Here is a 14314-nt window from a genome sequence, read left to right as displayed (position 1 = left end):
AGTCCTGAAAGATATTAGCGTGAACAGATTTTTTGCTTTCCTGAACTTTCTGATCCTGTGCTTCGTTCCGATCGTGGCGCATTCAGACGATCTGAAGCTTGTTGTGCTGGGTGACAGTCTGTCCGCCGGGTATCAGCTTGCGCCCGAAGAGGGCTTTCCCGAACAGTTGCAAAAAGCCCTCGGCGAGAAGGGATATTCGGTGGATGTCGTGAATGCCGGCGTCTCAGGCGACACATCGACGGGAGGTCTTGCGCGCCTGGACTGGTCCGTCGGAGCCGATACCGATGCGGTGATCGTAGAATTGGGTGCGAACGACGCGCTTCGAGGCATCGAACCGACAATCACCCGCAAGAATATTGAAGAAATTACCCAACGTCTGAGAGAACGCGGGGTTGAAGTGCTGCTGGCAGGCATGCTAGCGCCCCGAAACCTCGGGCAGGAATACGCGGATGCGTTCGATCCGATTTATGCGGACGTTGCCAAGGCACATGATGCGTTGCTCTATCCGTTCTTTCTTGAGGGTGTCGCTCTCAATCCGGAACTCAACCTGTCCGACGGCATGCATCCCAACGCCGACGGGGTTGGCATAATCGTCGAGAATATCCTGCCGAAAGTCGAAGAGCTTCTGGCAAAAGCCCAATCCTCTTGAGGCCGTGTCCTTCAAGCGGTCACGCTTGAGGGATCTGGCCTGCTATTTTTCTAAATTTGAAGGAACGCCTGATGGAACAGCGCCGTCTTGGCCGCACGGATGTGCAAGTGAGTGCCCTGTGTCTTGGAACCATGACTTTCGGCGAGCAGAACTCGGAAGCCGAAGGGCACGCACAGATGGACTATGCCTTTGAAAATGGCATCAACTTTTTCGATGCTGCCGAGCTTTATCCGATTCCGGCGAAAAAAGAGACGCAAGGCAGGACCGAGCGGATCATCGGGACCTGGTTCAAGAACACCGGCAACCGCGACAAGGTGGTGCTGGCGACAAAGGTTGTCGGACGCACGGAGATGGACTGGTTTCGCGAGGGGGGCGAGCCGGGTCAACTGAACGCCGCTCAAATCGAGTTTGCGGTCGACAGGAGCCTGCGAAACCTTCAGACCGACTATATCGATCTCTACCAGATCCACTGGCCTGACCGGAACGTTTCAAGGTTTGGTTCCAATCCGACGCGCTGGGCCAACCCGGAGCCGGTCGAAGACGAAAACAGCATCTATTCGATACTCGAGGCCCTGGCGGGACTGGTGAAATCGGGCAAGGTCCGCCATGTCGGAATATCCAATGAAAGTGCCTGGGGCACAATGCGGTACATCACAGCTGCGGAGCTGATGGATTTTCCCCGAATTGTGTCGATCCAGAACGCTTATTCCCTCGTGAACCGGACGTTTGAAACCAACCTGGCGGAGGTTGCACATCGCGAGGGCGTCGGTCTTTTGGGCTACTCTGCGCTGGCACAGGGTTATCTGACCGGCAAGTACCGCGATGGCGCCTTGCCGGCAGGTGCCAGGAAGACGCTGTTCAATCGCATGCAGCGCTATGAACATCCGCGCACATTCCAGGCAGTGGATGCCTACCTGGATCTGGCGAAAGAGTCCGGACTTGATCCGGCCCAGATGGCGCTTGCCTTTGCCAAATCGCGCAGCTTCATGACGTCTGTCATTATCGGTGCCACCAAGATGGACCAGCTGGAAACAGATATCGCAGCAGCCGACCTCGCGCTCAGCCCGGACGTGATTGAAAAAATCGACGCCCTCCATCAGGAGTATGGCAATCCCGCGCCATAACTGACGGCTTATCGCGTCAGGGGAAGAGAATCATTTCAGGCATTTCGCCGGATCGGCCCGGGCCGGTTCGGCTGCCGTTCGCTGTCCACATAGAAAATCAACGCTTTGCCAGTGTCTTGGATTTTTGTCTTGCGAATTTCATGAAGTTGATTCCTCATGGGATTCATCAGCGACAGCGGAGGGAATACCCATGCCGCGCCTATTTACAGGCCTTGAGATTCCGTCAGAGACGGCGCTCATGCTTTCAATGCTCCGGGGAGGCCTTCGGGGCGCCCGCTGGATTGATCCGGAAAACTACCACATCACGTTGCGCTTCATTGGCGATATCGATGACCGTACGGCTGACGAAGTCGTTGCGGCTCTTGACCGGATACACCGAGAGCCGGTGGATATCCGGCTGACGGGTCTGGGGTCATTCGGCAACGGGAAGCCGCATGCGGTGTGGGCCAGGGTCGAACCGACGGTTCAGCTGGCGGAGCTGCAGGCCGAGCAGGAGCGTATCCTGCAGCGGCTGCATCTGCCTGCCGAAAGGCGAAAGTACATTCCGCACGTGACGGTGGCCCGCTGCAAGACTTCGACAAACGAGGACGTTGCCAAGTGGCTCAGCGAACGGGGCAACTTTCAGGCTCCGCCTTTTGTTGCCGGAAGGTTTGTTCTGTTCTCGGCCAAGGCCAGCGTCGGAGGCGGCCCGTACCTTGTTGAAGAAGCTTACCCGCTCGCAGCGTGAGGCTGGAAGGCAGCCGGAAGACAGGCGAGCCGGTCAAGTGCGTGAGGGCCGTTTCGGGTAACCGCGCACAGCCGGTGCTGTGCTTCATTTACGTGATTTTCTCGATCTGATCAAAGGCTCGAATCGAACGAACCGCTTCGGTTCGAGCCAGTCAGCCTCGTCGTGTCAGGTAATGCGATGGAGGTCGGGAAATTGAAAGAAGCGACCACCGGTATTGAGCCTAAGAATCTGATTTTAAATAGTATAACAGAGCAGTGGTAATTATTGAGATTCCAACTTTTATTTGCGTAAAGATTTGTTAATTGCTTTGGCCTTTTTCTGGCTTTGCTGTGCAGCTCGCTAGATGAGCCGTCTAAAAAAATGAAACGAGATAATAATGAAGTTTCTTGCAAATCTCCCCATCGCCGCCCGAGTGGGTGGCCTGTCTGCTATTGCGGTTGTTGCGATCGGAGTGCTGTTGGGAACGGCTCTCTACAATCAGCATGTCGTTTCGACAGAGATCGACAATCTGGCCGATTACTCCCAGATGGATTACAGGGTCTCCCAGGTGCAGGCCCATGCGCAGAATATGCGAAGCAGCAAAAAAGACCTTTTGCTGACCAAGGACCTCGTGTTCGTTGAAGACTACCGGTCCGAATACGAAAAGGCGGTTTCGAACCTGAACGAAGTGGAGGTCAAACCGCAGTCGGCTGCAATCAAGCGCGAGATTGACAGCCTTCGGAGTATTCTCGACAGGCACAAGGCCGAGTTTGAAGTCCTGAGTACCGACCTTCAGGAAATGGGGCTTGATGAAAACAGCGGCCTTCAAGGTGCTCTGCGGTCTGCAGTCCATAATGTGGAAGAAAGACTGAAGGCAGCAAATCTGGATGCTCTAACCGTCAAGATGCTTATGATGCGCAGGCACGAAAAGGACTTCATGCTGCGCGGCAAGGACAAGTATGTCGGCCGCATCGACAAGCGCCGTGAAGAATTCGCCAGCCTGCTGACACAAAGCGGTCTGGCAGCCAGCGAACAGGCGGAGCTCAATCAGCTTCTGGACACCTATCAGGCTGCTTTCAAAAAATATGCCGATAAGGCAACAGAAATCAAAGTGGATCTTGAGCACCTTGAAGAGCTCTACGCAAAGGTCAATCCGCTCTGGACCGTCATGTCGGAAGCTGCTTTCGCCGGTAAACAGGCTGCCGGCAATGCGCTGGACGTTGCGGAAGCCTCCTCACGCAAAACCTATCTGACTGTTTCGGGCATTGCGCTCTTTCTGGCGATCGGACTTGGCTGGCTGATCGGCCGCAGCATCACCCGTCCGGTCAAGAACCTCACTGATACGATGCGCGATCTTGCCGGCGGCAATATCGAGGTGGACGTTTCCTTTACGGATCGGAGCAACGAAATCGGCAGCATGGCGCGGGCAGTGGAGGTCTTCCGGACCAACGCGGTGCGTACACGCGAGCTGGAGGAAGAACAGCAGGAACAGTCCGCGCGCGCCGAGCAGGAGAAACGCGCACTTATGGAAAGCCTCGCCGACCAGTTCGACGCGTCGGTCGGTGCGATCGTTCAACGTGTGTCGGATGCTGCCGTCTCTCTCGACCAGAGTGCTGCAACCATGTCCAGAGTCTCGGAAAACACAAGCGAACGGGCGGAAAACGCTGCCAATGCATCTGCTCAAACGACTGAAAATGTCAGCGTGGTTGCTTCGGCCGCCGAAGAGATGACTGCTTCGATCAGCGAGATCAACGAGCAGGTTATCCGGGCCTCGGAAGCATCTCGCAATGCTGCGCAAGACGTATCTCAGACCGCGAGTCAGATGGATATGCTTGCCAATATGGCCGACAAGATCGGCGAAGTCGTCTCGATGATTTCCGATATTGCCGAGCAGACAAACTTGCTGGCACTCAACGCGACGATCGAATCCGCTCGTGCGGGAGAAGCCGGCAAGGGATTTGCGGTGGTTGCGAGTGAAGTGAAAGCTTTGGCGAGCGAAACGGCCAAGGCGACCGAGAGCATTTCAGAGCTCGTGACCGAGATACAGGCTGAAACCAAGACCGCGGTCGGCTCGATCGGCAAGATCGGCGATGTCATCCGGGATCTTGAGCACTCTTCCACGGCAATTGCCTCGGCGATGGAAGAACAGGGGGCTACCACGCAATCGGTCGCCGAAAACGTTGCCCAGGCTGCCACAGGTACGCGGGACGTCTCCGACAGCATCCAGGTGGTGAAGAATGCTTCTGTCGAGGCAAGCGAAGCAACTCATCAGGTGCGCAGCAGCATCGACGAGCTGACTCATCAGTCAAACACGCTGCGTGAGGAAGTCGGAAGGTTCCTGAACCAGATCCGTGCGGCTTAAGCCCCGGTCCGGGCCTCGAGGACTTGTTTGTAGACGTCCAGCGTCCGGGAACACATGATCTCGACGGAAAAGTTCTGACGGACATGGGCCAGTGCCCGGTCCGTCATTTCCTGTCGGGCCTCGGCTGGCTGGTTCAATGCATTGCCGATCGCATCTGCAAGTGCATTGACATCTCCGGGTGGCACGCGCCATCCGGTGCGCTCGGTTTCTGATACCTGCGGCGGCGCGAGAACCGTTTCAGGCACCGCGCCGTGATTGGAGACGATCACCGGAACGCTGGCGGCTTGTGCTTCGACGGCAGCCCGGCCAAAGGCTTCGGGTTCTATTGAGGCAACGACGGACAGGTCGGCCAGCGCCAGGGCTGCCGGAACGTCGGCGCAATGGCCGACGAGGCGGACCTGTTCCTGCAGGGAATTGTCGGCAATCAGCTTCTTCAGTTCTGCCACATAACTGTCGCGTCCCTGCGCGTCACCGGCGAGGATCGCGATCGGATCACAGAAGCCGGCGTCCTTCAGTTTCGCCATAGCCTCGATGATCACCTTCTGGCCTTTCCAGCCGGTAAGCCGGGCCATATTCACAATGATCGGATGTCCGGTCGGGATGCCCCAGCTGTCTTTGAGAGCCTGCCGCCGCAAGGCACTTACGTTTTCCGAAGCCAGGGACTTCAGGTCTGAGCCGCGCTGGATCACGGTGATCCGATCCTTGGCGAAGCCGTGTCTATCCGAGATGAGATTTGCAATGAAATGGGAGTTGGCGATGACGGCGTCACCGCGCACCATGACAGAGTTGTAATAGGCTTTCAGTGCGTTCGACTGATTATAGGTGCCGTGATAGGTCGTCACGAAAGGTGTTTTGGTGCGCCGAGCAGCCCAAAGCGACGACCAGGCCGGAGCACGGCTCCTGGCATGAATGACGCTGACTTTGCGCTCGAGTGCGAGAGAGCTCAACCTGCCGGCATTTTTGTAGAGCGTTAGCGGGTTCTTGGACTTTACCGGCATGACGATGTGTTCCGCACCATAAGATTCAAGCTCCGGCACCAGCTGCCCCCCCTGGCTGACCACAAGAGCCGTACCTCCCGCCTCCACGGTTGCGCGGGCAACGTCCAGCGTTGTGCGCTCCGCACCTCCGGAATTGAGATCCGGGATCACTTGCAGGATGGTGGTTGCAGAAGGCAATTGAACCAAGTCAGATCTCCGGAAGGTCTTTTCAATATGAAACGGCTATGTCAAACGGCTGTTCGGGCCCCGGTCGGAGCCAGAATGATGGTCAACAGAACGAGAGCCATAATATGGGTGCGAGCAATCCGCAATTCATCAAGGTGGGAAAAAATGACGATCAACGCCGGATTGCGGTGATCAGGACTTCGGGAAATCAGCCCTCTTTGCTCTGGCTGTCCGGGTTCAAGTCGGACATGACCGGGTCAAAGGCAGAGGCTCTTGCGGAATATGGTGCGGCAAATGGGCAGGAGGTCATCCGGTTCGACTATTCCGGCCATGGTCAATCCAGCGGGGTTTTCGAAGAGACATGCGTTTCCGACTGGCTGGAAGAAGCTGAAGCTGTCTTCGATCGGTTCTGTGCTGAGAAAACGATACTCGTCGGCTCTTCCATGGGAGGGTGGATCGCACTGCTGCTGGCTCTCAGCAGAAAACAGACCAACAGGATCAAGGGACTTGTCCTGATCGCCCCGGCGGTGGACTTCACCGAAGAGCTGATGTGGAAACAGCGTTTTACGGACGAGATCCGCGCGTCGATCCTGGAAAAGGGCAGATGGGCGCAGCCGTCGGTTTACGATGAAAACCCTTACGTGATCACCAGAAAGCTGATCGAGGATGGACGAAACCATCTTTTGTTCGGCAGTCCGATCCATATCGGTGCGCCGGTTGCAATTCTTCAGGGAGCCCTTGACCCGGACGTTCCGGCAAGCCATGCGCAAAGGCTGGTCGAAGCCCTGCCACAGGATGACGTGACCTTTTCGCTCGTGCCCGATGGCGACCACCGCCTGTCGCGGGCTCAGGACATTGAGCTTCTGTTGCGCACGGTTGCGGAAATGTCGGGCACTTGAGCAATCATTTTTACACCGGCATGGCCTCGCGGCCTTGTTTCTGGACCCGGTACCAGGCCCAGAACAGCCGTGCGGCGACCGCCCGGTTGGGTGCCCAGTCGGAGGCGATTTCGTCCAGCTCCCTGGGCGCAGGTTTTTCCGGCAGCGCGAGGGCGTCGCGAACCGCGATCTGAAGTGCGAGGTCGCCGCTTGGAAAGATGTCCGGATGTCCTGCGCAAAACAGCAGAAAGATATCGGCTGTCCATCGTCCGATTCCCTTGATCGCGCAAAGGCTCGCATGGGCTTCTTCCGCGGGAGCTGTTGCCAGGAGTGCAAGGTCGAGACCTTCCCCGCAGGCGAGGCTGACAGCGCGCAAGGTTCTGATCTTGGGTCTGGATAGGCCGGCACCGGCGAGGTCTTCGTCGGAAAAGGCCGCCAGCCGCTCTGCCGTCAGCGGCAGAACCAATGCCTGGAGACGCGCAAATATGGCCGCTGCGCTGGCGACGGAGACCTGCTGACCGGTAATGATCTGTGCCAGACCTTCAAAATTGGCAGCCCGGCGGCGAAGTGGAACCTCACCGGCTGTGTCTGCAATAGAAATCAGACGCGGATCTTCGCGTGTCAGCACTGTCAGCCCTGCCTGAATGTCGGCCAATGTCTCAATTGGTTTCATTTTTGCAAATTTCGCCTGGTCTCAGGATCTGCGCTCTTGCGCGTATGAACGGTAATGATAGGTAGGACAGGATTACCCGTCTGTCATCTCTCTAACCCGGTTCAGCCTGTCTTCATGACCATGCCCGTCTTCCGGTTCGCTCCGTCGCCCAATGGGCATCTGCATGTCGGTCACGCCCTTTCGGCACTCCTGAATGCGCGTGCCGCAATTGCGCTTGAAGGGCGGTTTCTGGTCCGGGTGGAGGACATCGATCAGACTAGGTGCACTTCTCAGCTCGAGGAGGAAATGTTCGAGGATCTGGCCTGGCTTGGCGTTCCGCTGGATGAACCGGTTTTGCGGCAGTCGGAGAATTTTTCGCATTACAGGTCAGCTCTTGAGAAACTCCAGGATATGGGTGTTGTCTACCCGGCGTATCTGACCCGGGCAGAGATCAAGCGGTTCGTTTCAAGTTTCGAAGAAAGAGGACAAGCCTGGCCCCGGGACCCGGATGGTGCGCCGGTCTATCCCGGAGACGATGCGGTCCTGTCGGACGAGGAGCGGAAGAAGCGAGCCGACAGTGATGCTCCGTTTGCGCTGCGCCTCGATATGAAAGCCGCACTGCAGAAGCTCGGAAAGCAGCTTACCTGGAAAGAGGTTGGGGCTGAAGGAAAGGCGCTGTTTGAACGGTCCCGGCAGATTCCCGTCGACGCAGCGACGTGGGGCGATGTGGTGCTCGCCCGCAAGGACACACCAACGAGTTATCATTTGTCGGTGGTGGTGGATGACGCGAGACAAGGAATTACCGACGTCCTGCGCGGACTGGACCTTTACCACGCTACCAGCGTGCACCGTGTCCTTCAGGAACTGCTTGGTCTGCCGGAGCCGCTCTATCGGCATCACCGTCTCATTCTTGGTGAAGACGGACGCAAACTGTCCAAGTCCAATCAGGATACGAGCCTGCGATCCTTGCGCCAGGGCGGTCTGACACATGTTCAGCTGCGCAAGATGATCGGCCTTTAGAGTTATACCACTCAGCTCCAATCGCTACGACAAGCCAAGACCGAACCAGAGGTCGAGGAACCAGATCCAGAGACTGGTGGTCACAATTGCGCTCAAGGTGGTCATGGTGATGGCATTGGCCGACATTGCATGGCCCGTGCCATAGCGGTTGGCGAAGAGGTAGGCATTCACTCCCGTTGGGCAACTCGCCGCCAAGGTCGCAACAGCTGTCCAGAGAGGTGGCAGTTGAAAGACGAAATAGGACGTCAGGAACACCACTGTCGGCATGATCGCGATCTTGATGACGCTCAACAGGAAACCCGGTAAAACATTTCCGCGCATGCCGTATTGCACAAGGCTCATGCCGAGGGAGAGAAGGGCAAGCGGCAAAGCCGTTGCGGCGATACGGTTGAGCACATCTTGCCCAATCACCGGCAAATGCAGACCCGTCTGCCTCCAGACAAATGCAAATACGATCGTGACGATCAACGGGTTCTTCAAAAGGCTCTTGGCAGCACCGCCGACAAGTTGACCGAGAGGCGGGGTCTCTTCTCCCTTGTCGATTGCCGCCGCGCGTTCCATTGCGACCGCCATGACGATGGTCATGGTTGCCAGATGAACGGAAATGATCAGCAAAAGGGGAACCTGACCCTCTTCGCCGTAGACGGCCGTGATCAATGGAAGTCCGACAAGGACGAGATTGGAGAACGTCGATGAAATTCCGCCAATCGCGCCGGCGCGCGCTTCACGGCCAAATCCTTTTCGAATGACAAGATTGCCAAGGGCCCAGGCGACGCCTGCACCCAGAAAATAACTTGCCCACAGCGCCAGAGGCACACCTGCCGACAGATCCGCGGTCGTCAAGGTGCGGAAAATGAGCACCGGAATGGCAACCACGAAGACGAACTGCCCGAGAGCATCACTGACGGATTGGGTGAGGACCTGGAATCTGGCGAGGGCGTAGCCGATGCCGATCAGCAGGAATACAGGGGCGACGATCGTGAGTGTTTGAGCAAGCATCCAGGTGTCCGGCCGGAAAGATGTCTATGAAAAACGGTTTGTTAGCGGCGAGTTAAGGTTGGGTGAAGCAACTTGAGGCGGGGCAGATGGACAGTCGATAGCCATCGAGGTAAGCACAGTACAGGTCAAAGTGGCTTTTTGCCGGTCGTCTGGCAAGCCCCATTGACGCACAATCCGGAGGAAGGAACCGGGCCGCATGGCAGATCATGACGATGACAGCGTTAGACTGGCGCTCCTGGCCCACGACCTCAGAACCCCCCTGTCGGCGATGCGGTTGACCGCGGAACTCATCGGCAATGGACCTCTGGATGTTTCCCAGGCCGAACATCTTTCGGTCCTGATCAGATCCATCGACGCATTGACCGATATGACCGGCGCGCTGATCCAGCAGGCCGAACCGGGCAAGAACGCCGGGGGCACTCCGAGCCGGGTCAGTGAAATCGTCGCCGAGAGCGCAGATTTGTTCCGCGCCGCAGCCGATGCGAAATCGCTTTCGTTTAACGTCAGTATCGAAGATGCTGCCCGAGCATGTATGACACCGCATGGCGGCACGGTTCGCCGTGTTGTCGCGGCGCTTCTGGACAATGCCATCAAGTACACGGAACACGGAAGTGTTGAGTTGAGCTTGCAGGTTCTCCCGTCGGCGGGCAAAAAGGATGCGAAGCACGAGCCTTCCGGTTGGATAAGTCTTTCGATTTCCGATAGCGGACCCGGGATTGATGCAGAAGAAAGAGCCCGTTTGTTCCGGCCGTTCGTCCGCGGTCGGCGGGGACGGGAAACGGGTCAGGGTTCCGGCCTGGGCCTTTGGGGAACCGCGCAATTGGTCGAGGAAATGAATGGGCGGCTGCTTCTGACGCAGTCCGAGATTGGCGGGTCTCGGTTTGAAATTCAGATGCCCACCGGATCTGATGAAATCAATCTTCCGGACGGCAGTTCACATGCAAAAACTGACCTCATGTCTCCTGCCGGGCTGCTGCCGGACCACGTGTTGATCGTGGACGACAACGACACGAATTGCCGACTGCTTGCCGCGTTGCTGGAATCCTTCGGCATCACGTCCGCAATTGCCAGTTCCGGACAACAGGCGCTTGGACTGGTCGAGGAGAATGCGTTTGATGCCGTGCTCCTTGATCTGAACATGCCGGGAATGAGCGGTGTCGAAACCGCCGAAGCAATCAGACAATTCCGGTCCATGGCGGAATTGCCGTTGATCGCCGTGTCAGCGGCCTCCGATTCTGTCGGAGAAACCAGGCTGCGTGATGCAGGGTTCCAGGAAATCTTGACCAAACCGCTCGCGCCAAGGGCGCTTTATGAGGCGATGGAGCGAAGCCGGAACCGCATTGCGCTTGCGCAGGAATAGCCCGCCGAGCATTTTTGTCCGTCAGCTTGTTGCAAGCCGTCTTGCGGCTTCCAGCGCCTGTTCGAGCCTGTCATTGCCCCAGAAAAGTTCGCCATTCGGCAGGATGAAGCTGGGTGCTCCGAAAATGCCGTGCTTTTCAGCCTCGCTCACCGTGTTCCGTAAGTCTGATTTTGTTTCGGCGGTCCGCGCGACTTCCAGAACCCGCTTTGCCGGCGCGCCAGCGTCGAGGAGCAGGTTTGCCAATAACCCTTCGTCGGAGATGTCGAGGCCCTGGCCGAATTCCGCGCTATAGACCGAGCGGGTAAATTCGCTGACCCAGGACTGCTCCTGACCACAACAGGCAATGCGTGTTGCAAGTAGGCTGTGTTGCGGAAAGGGGGTTGGAATACACAAGGGGAGGCCATAGCGTTCGCATTGGCGTGCAATGTCCCGCCACATATGACGGCCCTTGGCGGGGTGAAGGTTGAATGGAGATGTGTCCCAACCCTGCTTCTTGAAGATAGGGCCGAGCAAGAATGGCCGCCAGGCTATCGTGACCCCAGCCTGCCGCGCCAGGGTTTCGATCCGCATCGCAGACAGATAGCTATAGGTCGACGCAAATTCATACCAGAATTCAACGATCGGCTGATCGTTTCCACGCAACGGGATGATTTCAGCGCCGGGGTGCGAGTGATTTTCTGGCACGATTAAAACTCCACTGACACTTCCCCGATGGACTTTCTGCCCGATATCGCCGAATGGATGGGACAGGAAGAGGGGATTGGATAGATATTCCGGATGCGCTAAAGAGCTGCCATGAACCAAGCCAAGCCCAATGAGCATAATCCGAAGTCCGGTCTTCGCAAGGCGGGACATTGGTGTTTCGAACACCCGATGACGACGGTCAGCTTGTATGTCGTTGTCGTTTCCCTGTTTTTTCTGGCTTTCCCCAAAGTTGACTTTTGGGCGAGCGGATTGTTCTTTTCGCAAACTGACGGTTTTTGGGCACAAAACGAACCGTTTTTGCGCAAAGTCAGGCATCTGGGTCCGTTTCTTGTTCGGGTGATTGCGATTGTCTGCGTCGCAGTGCTTCTGCTCAAGTTGCTTGTGCCGAGCCGACCGCCCATTCTGCCTCTGCGCAAGCCGATATTTCTGCTCAGCACTCTGATTTTGGGGCCGGGTGTACTGGTCAACCTGATTCTGAAAAACAATTGGGGGCGTCCGAGGCCGCGTTCGGTTGAGGAGTTTGGCGGCGAGCTGCCATTCCAGCCGGTCTGGAAGATCTCCGACTATTGCCAGAGCAACTGTTCCTTTGTTTCCGGGGAGGCTTCAGCAAGCATCTGGCTGGTGTCGGTCGCGTTCATCGTACCGGCAACGTGGCGCAAGGCTACCCTGGCCTTTGTCCTGCCGCTTTGCCTGATCCTGTCGGCGAACCGGGTGGCCTTCGGTGGACACTTTTTCTCCGACACCCTGATTTCCTGGGGTTTGACGTTCTTGCTCGTGCTCGGCATTTACCGGCTGCTTTACCAGAATGATCCTCCGCTCGTGACCGATCGGAAACTGGATGAATGGTTTACGGTCAAGGGGCGGAAACTGCAGCGTACGGGGCGGCGGGTTTTCATCAAGGCCCGTAGATCGTTGCGGACAGCTGTCGGCAAGTTTTCCGACAGTTGAGGCAGGTGTCCCTGGGCAACCTATTTCCTGCGAGGGCGGGTTCTCTTCAGAATCCGTGCAAACCGTAATGGCGATCTGTCTTCGACCCAGGTGATCGCATTGTTCAGCTGGGGGGTGCTTCGTCGGCGGTTGCGCAGCATGCGCGCGGCGCCACGGCTGGTGCCGACGATGACAATCAGTCCCAGTGCGAGAAGCGGGACGCCGGTTGGTATCGGCAGCCACACAGTTGCCAATCCGAGCAATATCAGAACCGCAGCCAGGAACCACCACAGAAGTTTCATGCCGTTGCCGAGTTACAGTGAAGCGGGACAGTCACCCATACCGCAAGCTGTAAGACGGATTTATGAACGTGCGATCGCGGTTAAACGCCCAGGCAACGTCAGGTGAGGTCCTCCAGCAGTTTCTGTCCTCCGGCTCGAACCAACTGGTAAACATCTTCAAATCCGTCCGGACCACCGTAATAGGGGTCGGGCACGTCTTGTGCCGGGGCATTCAGGAAAAGTCTGACCTTCGCCTTCCCGTGTCCGGCCATGAGCTTCAGGGATGCCAGATTGTTTCGATCCATGGCAAGTATCGTGTCGAAACGTTCGAAGTCGAACTCTTCGACCTGGCGCGCACGCTGGCCGGAGATATCGATTCCATGCTTGGAGGCAATTTCGATCGAGCGGGGGTCCGGCGGGTTTCCGACATGCCACGCGCCGGTGCCTGCCGAGTCGATCTCAAAGCTATCAGTAAGGCCTGCCTCGTCCACGATGGATCGGAATACCCCTTCGGCAAGAGGGGAGCGGCAGATGTTGCCAAGGCAGACGAACAAGACGGCGTGGGACAAGAAGGTGCTCCTGAAACGATGGATGACGGTGATTTCTTCAAGAAAGCAATTCCGTTTTCCCCTCGCGGGACCTTCTCGTCAAACGGAAAGCACTGGTTCGCCATCCGAATGTCAACCGGATACACTGTTCAAACGCAGAGGAAAGAATGCCAGATCCAGGAGGAGAAAATGGTAGAGCGCTTGAAACCGGAGGACAGGGCAGCCGGACTGACGACGCTGCCAGACTGGCATCTATGCGAGGGGCGAGAGGCCATCTCCAAATCGTTCAAGTTCAGGGACTTCAAGGAAGCGTTCGGGTTCATGACCCAGGTTGCGCTTGCGGCGGAGAAAATGAACCATCATCCCGAATGGTCGAATGTGTATCGCAGCGTGGACATCACCCTGTCGACTCACGATGTCGATGGTCTGAGCCCGCTGGATCTGAAGCTTGCAGCCGAGATCGACCGGCTTGCGAACAGGAACTGAGCCGAAGCTCCTACGGCAGGTTCCTGGCGACGGTGCAGATCAACTGCCCTTGGAGAGCAGGAACCTGTGACCGGAATCAGTGCGTTCACTGGTAATCAGCGTGTGACCGTTTTCCTGGCAGAAATGGGGAATGTCAATTTCCGCCATCGGGTCGGTCGTCAGCACGGTCAGCTGATCGCCATCGGACAGCCGGGTCAAGGCTTTTCGGGTTTTGAGTACCGGCAAAGGGCATTTCAATCCCTTCAGATCAAGAATTGTGTCGGTCACAGAAGACTTTCCTAAGCGCAATGGCGAAAATCAGCCGCCAACATAATAAAAAACAAATGCAGATGACAGATGTTCACATGTGTTTAGCAGTTCATAAGTATGCAGGGCGCAAACTGACTTTGCCTGACATCTGGAGAGACAGGAAAACTCGGAGGTCAGCGCAGCATAAGCGATCTTGGACTTGGAC

General features: G+C 56.9%; 16 protein-coding genes. 9 read left to right on the top strand and 7 right to left on the bottom strand.

All coding sequences use genetic code 11. The features are described 5' to 3' along the window. Nucleotides 1–19 precede the first annotated feature (19 nt). From ABLQ08_RS24145 to ABLQ08_RS24130, 4 genes are all read left to right on the top strand, one after another. Nucleotides 20–649, top strand: coding sequence for an arylesterase (locus ABLQ08_RS24145; protein ID WP_417714943.1), 630 nt, complete (start codon nucleotides 20–22; stop codon nucleotides 647–649). Between the two features lie 71 nt (nucleotides 650–720). After that, the gene (locus ABLQ08_RS24140; RefSeq protein ID WP_352947509.1) at nucleotides 721–1773 is read left to right on the top strand and encodes an NADP(H)-dependent aldo-keto reductase; all 1053 of its coding nucleotides are present in this window, start codon (nucleotides 721–723) and stop codon (nucleotides 1771–1773) included. 190 nt (nucleotides 1774–1963) lie between these two features. Next, the gene (gene thpR / locus ABLQ08_RS24135; RefSeq protein WP_352947507.1) at nucleotides 1964–2500 is read left to right on the top strand and encodes an RNA 2',3'-cyclic phosphodiesterase; all 537 of its coding nucleotides are present in this window, start codon (nucleotides 1964–1966) and stop codon (nucleotides 2498–2500) included. Between the two features lie 376 nt (nucleotides 2501–2876). Further along, the gene (locus tag ABLQ08_RS24130; protein ID WP_352947505.1) at nucleotides 2877–4841 is read left to right on the top strand and encodes a methyl-accepting chemotaxis protein; all 1965 of its coding nucleotides are present in this window, start codon (nucleotides 2877–2879) and stop codon (nucleotides 4839–4841) included. Here the strand turns inward: ABLQ08_RS24130 and ABLQ08_RS24125 are convergent. Beyond that, a complete protein-coding gene (locus ABLQ08_RS24125) occupies nucleotides 4838–6025 on the bottom strand; it encodes a glycosyltransferase family 4 protein (RefSeq protein ID WP_352947503.1) in 1188 nt (395 codons plus the stop codon). The genes ABLQ08_RS24130 and ABLQ08_RS24125 overlap by 4 nt on opposite strands. Before the next feature lie 104 nt (nucleotides 6026–6129). Here ABLQ08_RS24125 and ABLQ08_RS24120 point away from each other — a divergent pair, with 104 nt between their 5' ends. Beyond that, nucleotides 6130–6903 carry an alpha/beta hydrolase gene (locus ABLQ08_RS24120; protein WP_352947501.1) on the top strand — a complete coding sequence of 258 codons (774 nt, stop codon included), beginning with the start codon at nucleotides 6130–6132 and terminating at the stop codon, nucleotides 6901–6903. 10 nt (nucleotides 6904–6913) lie between these two features. On the opposite strand, the gene ABLQ08_RS24115 is transcribed toward ABLQ08_RS24120, so the two are convergent. Then, on the bottom strand, nucleotides 6914–7555 hold the full coding sequence (locus tag ABLQ08_RS24115; RefSeq protein WP_352947498.1) for a DNA-3-methyladenine glycosylase family protein: 642 nt from the start codon (nucleotides 7553–7555) through the stop codon (nucleotides 6914–6916). Nucleotides 7556–7669: 114 nt separating this feature from the next. Between ABLQ08_RS24115 and gluQRS the strand changes: the two genes are divergently transcribed. Beyond that, a complete protein-coding gene (gluQRS, locus tag ABLQ08_RS24110) occupies nucleotides 7670–8554 on the top strand; it encodes a tRNA glutamyl-Q(34) synthetase GluQRS (protein ID WP_352947496.1) in 885 nt (294 codons plus the stop codon). Nucleotides 8555–8578: 24 nt separating this feature from the next. Here the strand turns inward: gluQRS and ABLQ08_RS24105 are convergent, their stop codons facing one another. Next, nucleotides 8579–9553 carry an AEC family transporter gene (locus tag ABLQ08_RS24105; RefSeq protein ID WP_352947493.1) on the bottom strand — a complete coding sequence of 325 codons (975 nt, stop codon included), beginning with the start codon at nucleotides 9551–9553 and terminating at the stop codon, nucleotides 8579–8581. 196 nt (nucleotides 9554–9749) lie between these two features. Here ABLQ08_RS24105 and ABLQ08_RS24100 point away from each other — a divergent pair, with 196 nt between their 5' ends. After that, on the top strand, nucleotides 9750–10913 hold the full coding sequence (locus ABLQ08_RS24100; protein ID WP_352947491.1) for an ATP-binding response regulator: 1164 nt from the start codon (nucleotides 9750–9752) through the stop codon (nucleotides 10911–10913). Nucleotides 10914–10934: 21 nt separating this feature from the next. Here the strand turns inward: ABLQ08_RS24100 and ABLQ08_RS24095 are convergent, their stop codons facing one another. Next, a complete protein-coding gene (locus ABLQ08_RS24095; protein ID WP_417714945.1) occupies nucleotides 10935–11483 on the bottom strand; it encodes a 2-hydroxychromene-2-carboxylate isomerase in 549 nt (182 codons plus the stop codon). Between the two features lie 432 nt (nucleotides 11484–11915). On the opposite strand from ABLQ08_RS24095, the gene ABLQ08_RS24090 reads away from it, so the two are divergent. Next, nucleotides 11916–12566 carry a phosphatase PAP2 family protein gene (locus tag ABLQ08_RS24090; protein WP_352947488.1) on the top strand — a complete coding sequence of 217 codons (651 nt, stop codon included), beginning with the start codon at nucleotides 11916–11918 and terminating at the stop codon, nucleotides 12564–12566. Nucleotides 12567–12586: 20 nt separating this feature from the next. Here ABLQ08_RS24090 and ABLQ08_RS24085 read toward each other — a convergent pair whose 3' ends face one another. Continuing rightward, nucleotides 12587–12847 carry a hypothetical protein gene (locus ABLQ08_RS24085; RefSeq protein WP_352947486.1) on the bottom strand — a complete coding sequence of 87 codons (261 nt, stop codon included), beginning with the start codon at nucleotides 12845–12847 and terminating at the stop codon, nucleotides 12587–12589. 98 nt (nucleotides 12848–12945) lie between these two features. Next, nucleotides 12946–13395: a low molecular weight protein-tyrosine-phosphatase gene (locus tag ABLQ08_RS24080; protein ID WP_352947483.1), complete on the bottom strand. Its 450-nt coding sequence runs from the start codon at nucleotides 13393–13395 to the stop codon at nucleotides 12946–12948. 168 nt (nucleotides 13396–13563) lie between these two features. On the opposite strand from ABLQ08_RS24080, the gene ABLQ08_RS24075 reads away from it, so the two are divergent. Beyond that, a complete protein-coding gene (locus tag ABLQ08_RS24075; protein WP_352947482.1) occupies nucleotides 13564–13860 on the top strand; it encodes a 4a-hydroxytetrahydrobiopterin dehydratase in 297 nt (98 codons plus the stop codon). A gap of 39 nt (nucleotides 13861–13899) precedes the next feature. Here ABLQ08_RS24075 and ABLQ08_RS24070 read toward each other — a convergent pair whose 3' ends face one another. Continuing rightward, nucleotides 13900–14127, bottom strand: a complete 228-nt coding sequence (locus tag ABLQ08_RS24070) for a sulfurtransferase TusA family protein (RefSeq protein ID WP_352947479.1) — start codon at nucleotides 14125–14127, stop codon at nucleotides 13900–13902. Between the last annotated feature and the right edge of the window lie 187 nt (nucleotides 14128–14314).

It is taken from the genome of Roseibium sp. SCP14 (assembly GCF_040329475.1).
Classification (GTDB): domain Bacteria; phylum Pseudomonadota; class Alphaproteobacteria; order Rhizobiales; family Stappiaceae; genus Roseibium.
The sequence above is the reverse complement of the archived record's forward strand: the minus strand, read 5'-3'. Positions and strand labels throughout refer to the sequence as shown.

What these genes read in the sequence shown, in the direction of transcription:
- ABLQ08_RS24140 (WP_352947509.1), top strand. Translation starts at nt 721, where the DNA reads ATGGAACAGCGCCGTCTTGGCCGCACGGATGTGCAAGTGAGTGCCCTG.
- thpR (WP_352947507.1), top strand. Translation starts at nt 1,964, where the DNA reads ATGCCGCGCCTATTTACAGGCCTTGAGATTCCGTCAGAGACGGCGCTC.
- ABLQ08_RS24130 (WP_352947505.1), top strand. Translation starts at nt 2,877, where the DNA reads ATGAAGTTTCTTGCAAATCTCCCCATCGCCGCCCGAGTGGGTGGCCTG.
- ABLQ08_RS24120 (WP_352947501.1), top strand. Translation starts at nt 6,130, where the DNA reads ATGGGTGCGAGCAATCCGCAATTCATCAAGGTGGGAAAAAATGACGAT.
- ABLQ08_RS24115 (WP_352947498.1), bottom strand. Translation starts at nt 7,555, where the DNA reads ATGAAACCAATTGAGACATTGGCCGACATTCAGGCAGGGCTGACAGTG.
- gluQRS (WP_352947496.1), top strand. Translation starts at nt 7,670, where the DNA reads ATGACCATGCCCGTCTTCCGGTTCGCTCCGTCGCCCAATGGGCATCTG.
- ABLQ08_RS24105 (WP_352947493.1), bottom strand. Translation starts at nt 9,553, where the DNA reads ATGCTTGCTCAAACACTCACGATCGTCGCCCCTGTATTCCTGCTGATC.
- ABLQ08_RS24100 (WP_352947491.1), top strand. Translation starts at nt 9,750, where the DNA reads ATGGCAGATCATGACGATGACAGCGTTAGACTGGCGCTCCTGGCCCAC.
- ABLQ08_RS24095 (WP_417714945.1), bottom strand. Translation starts at nt 11,483, where the DNA reads ATGCGGATCGAAACCCTGGCGCGGCAGGCTGGGGTCACGATAGCCTGG.
- ABLQ08_RS24085 (WP_352947486.1), bottom strand. Translation starts at nt 12,847, where the DNA reads ATGAAACTTCTGTGGTGGTTCCTGGCTGCGGTTCTGATATTGCTCGGA.
- ABLQ08_RS24075 (WP_352947482.1), top strand. Translation starts at nt 13,564, where the DNA reads ATGGTAGAGCGCTTGAAACCGGAGGACAGGGCAGCCGGACTGACGACG.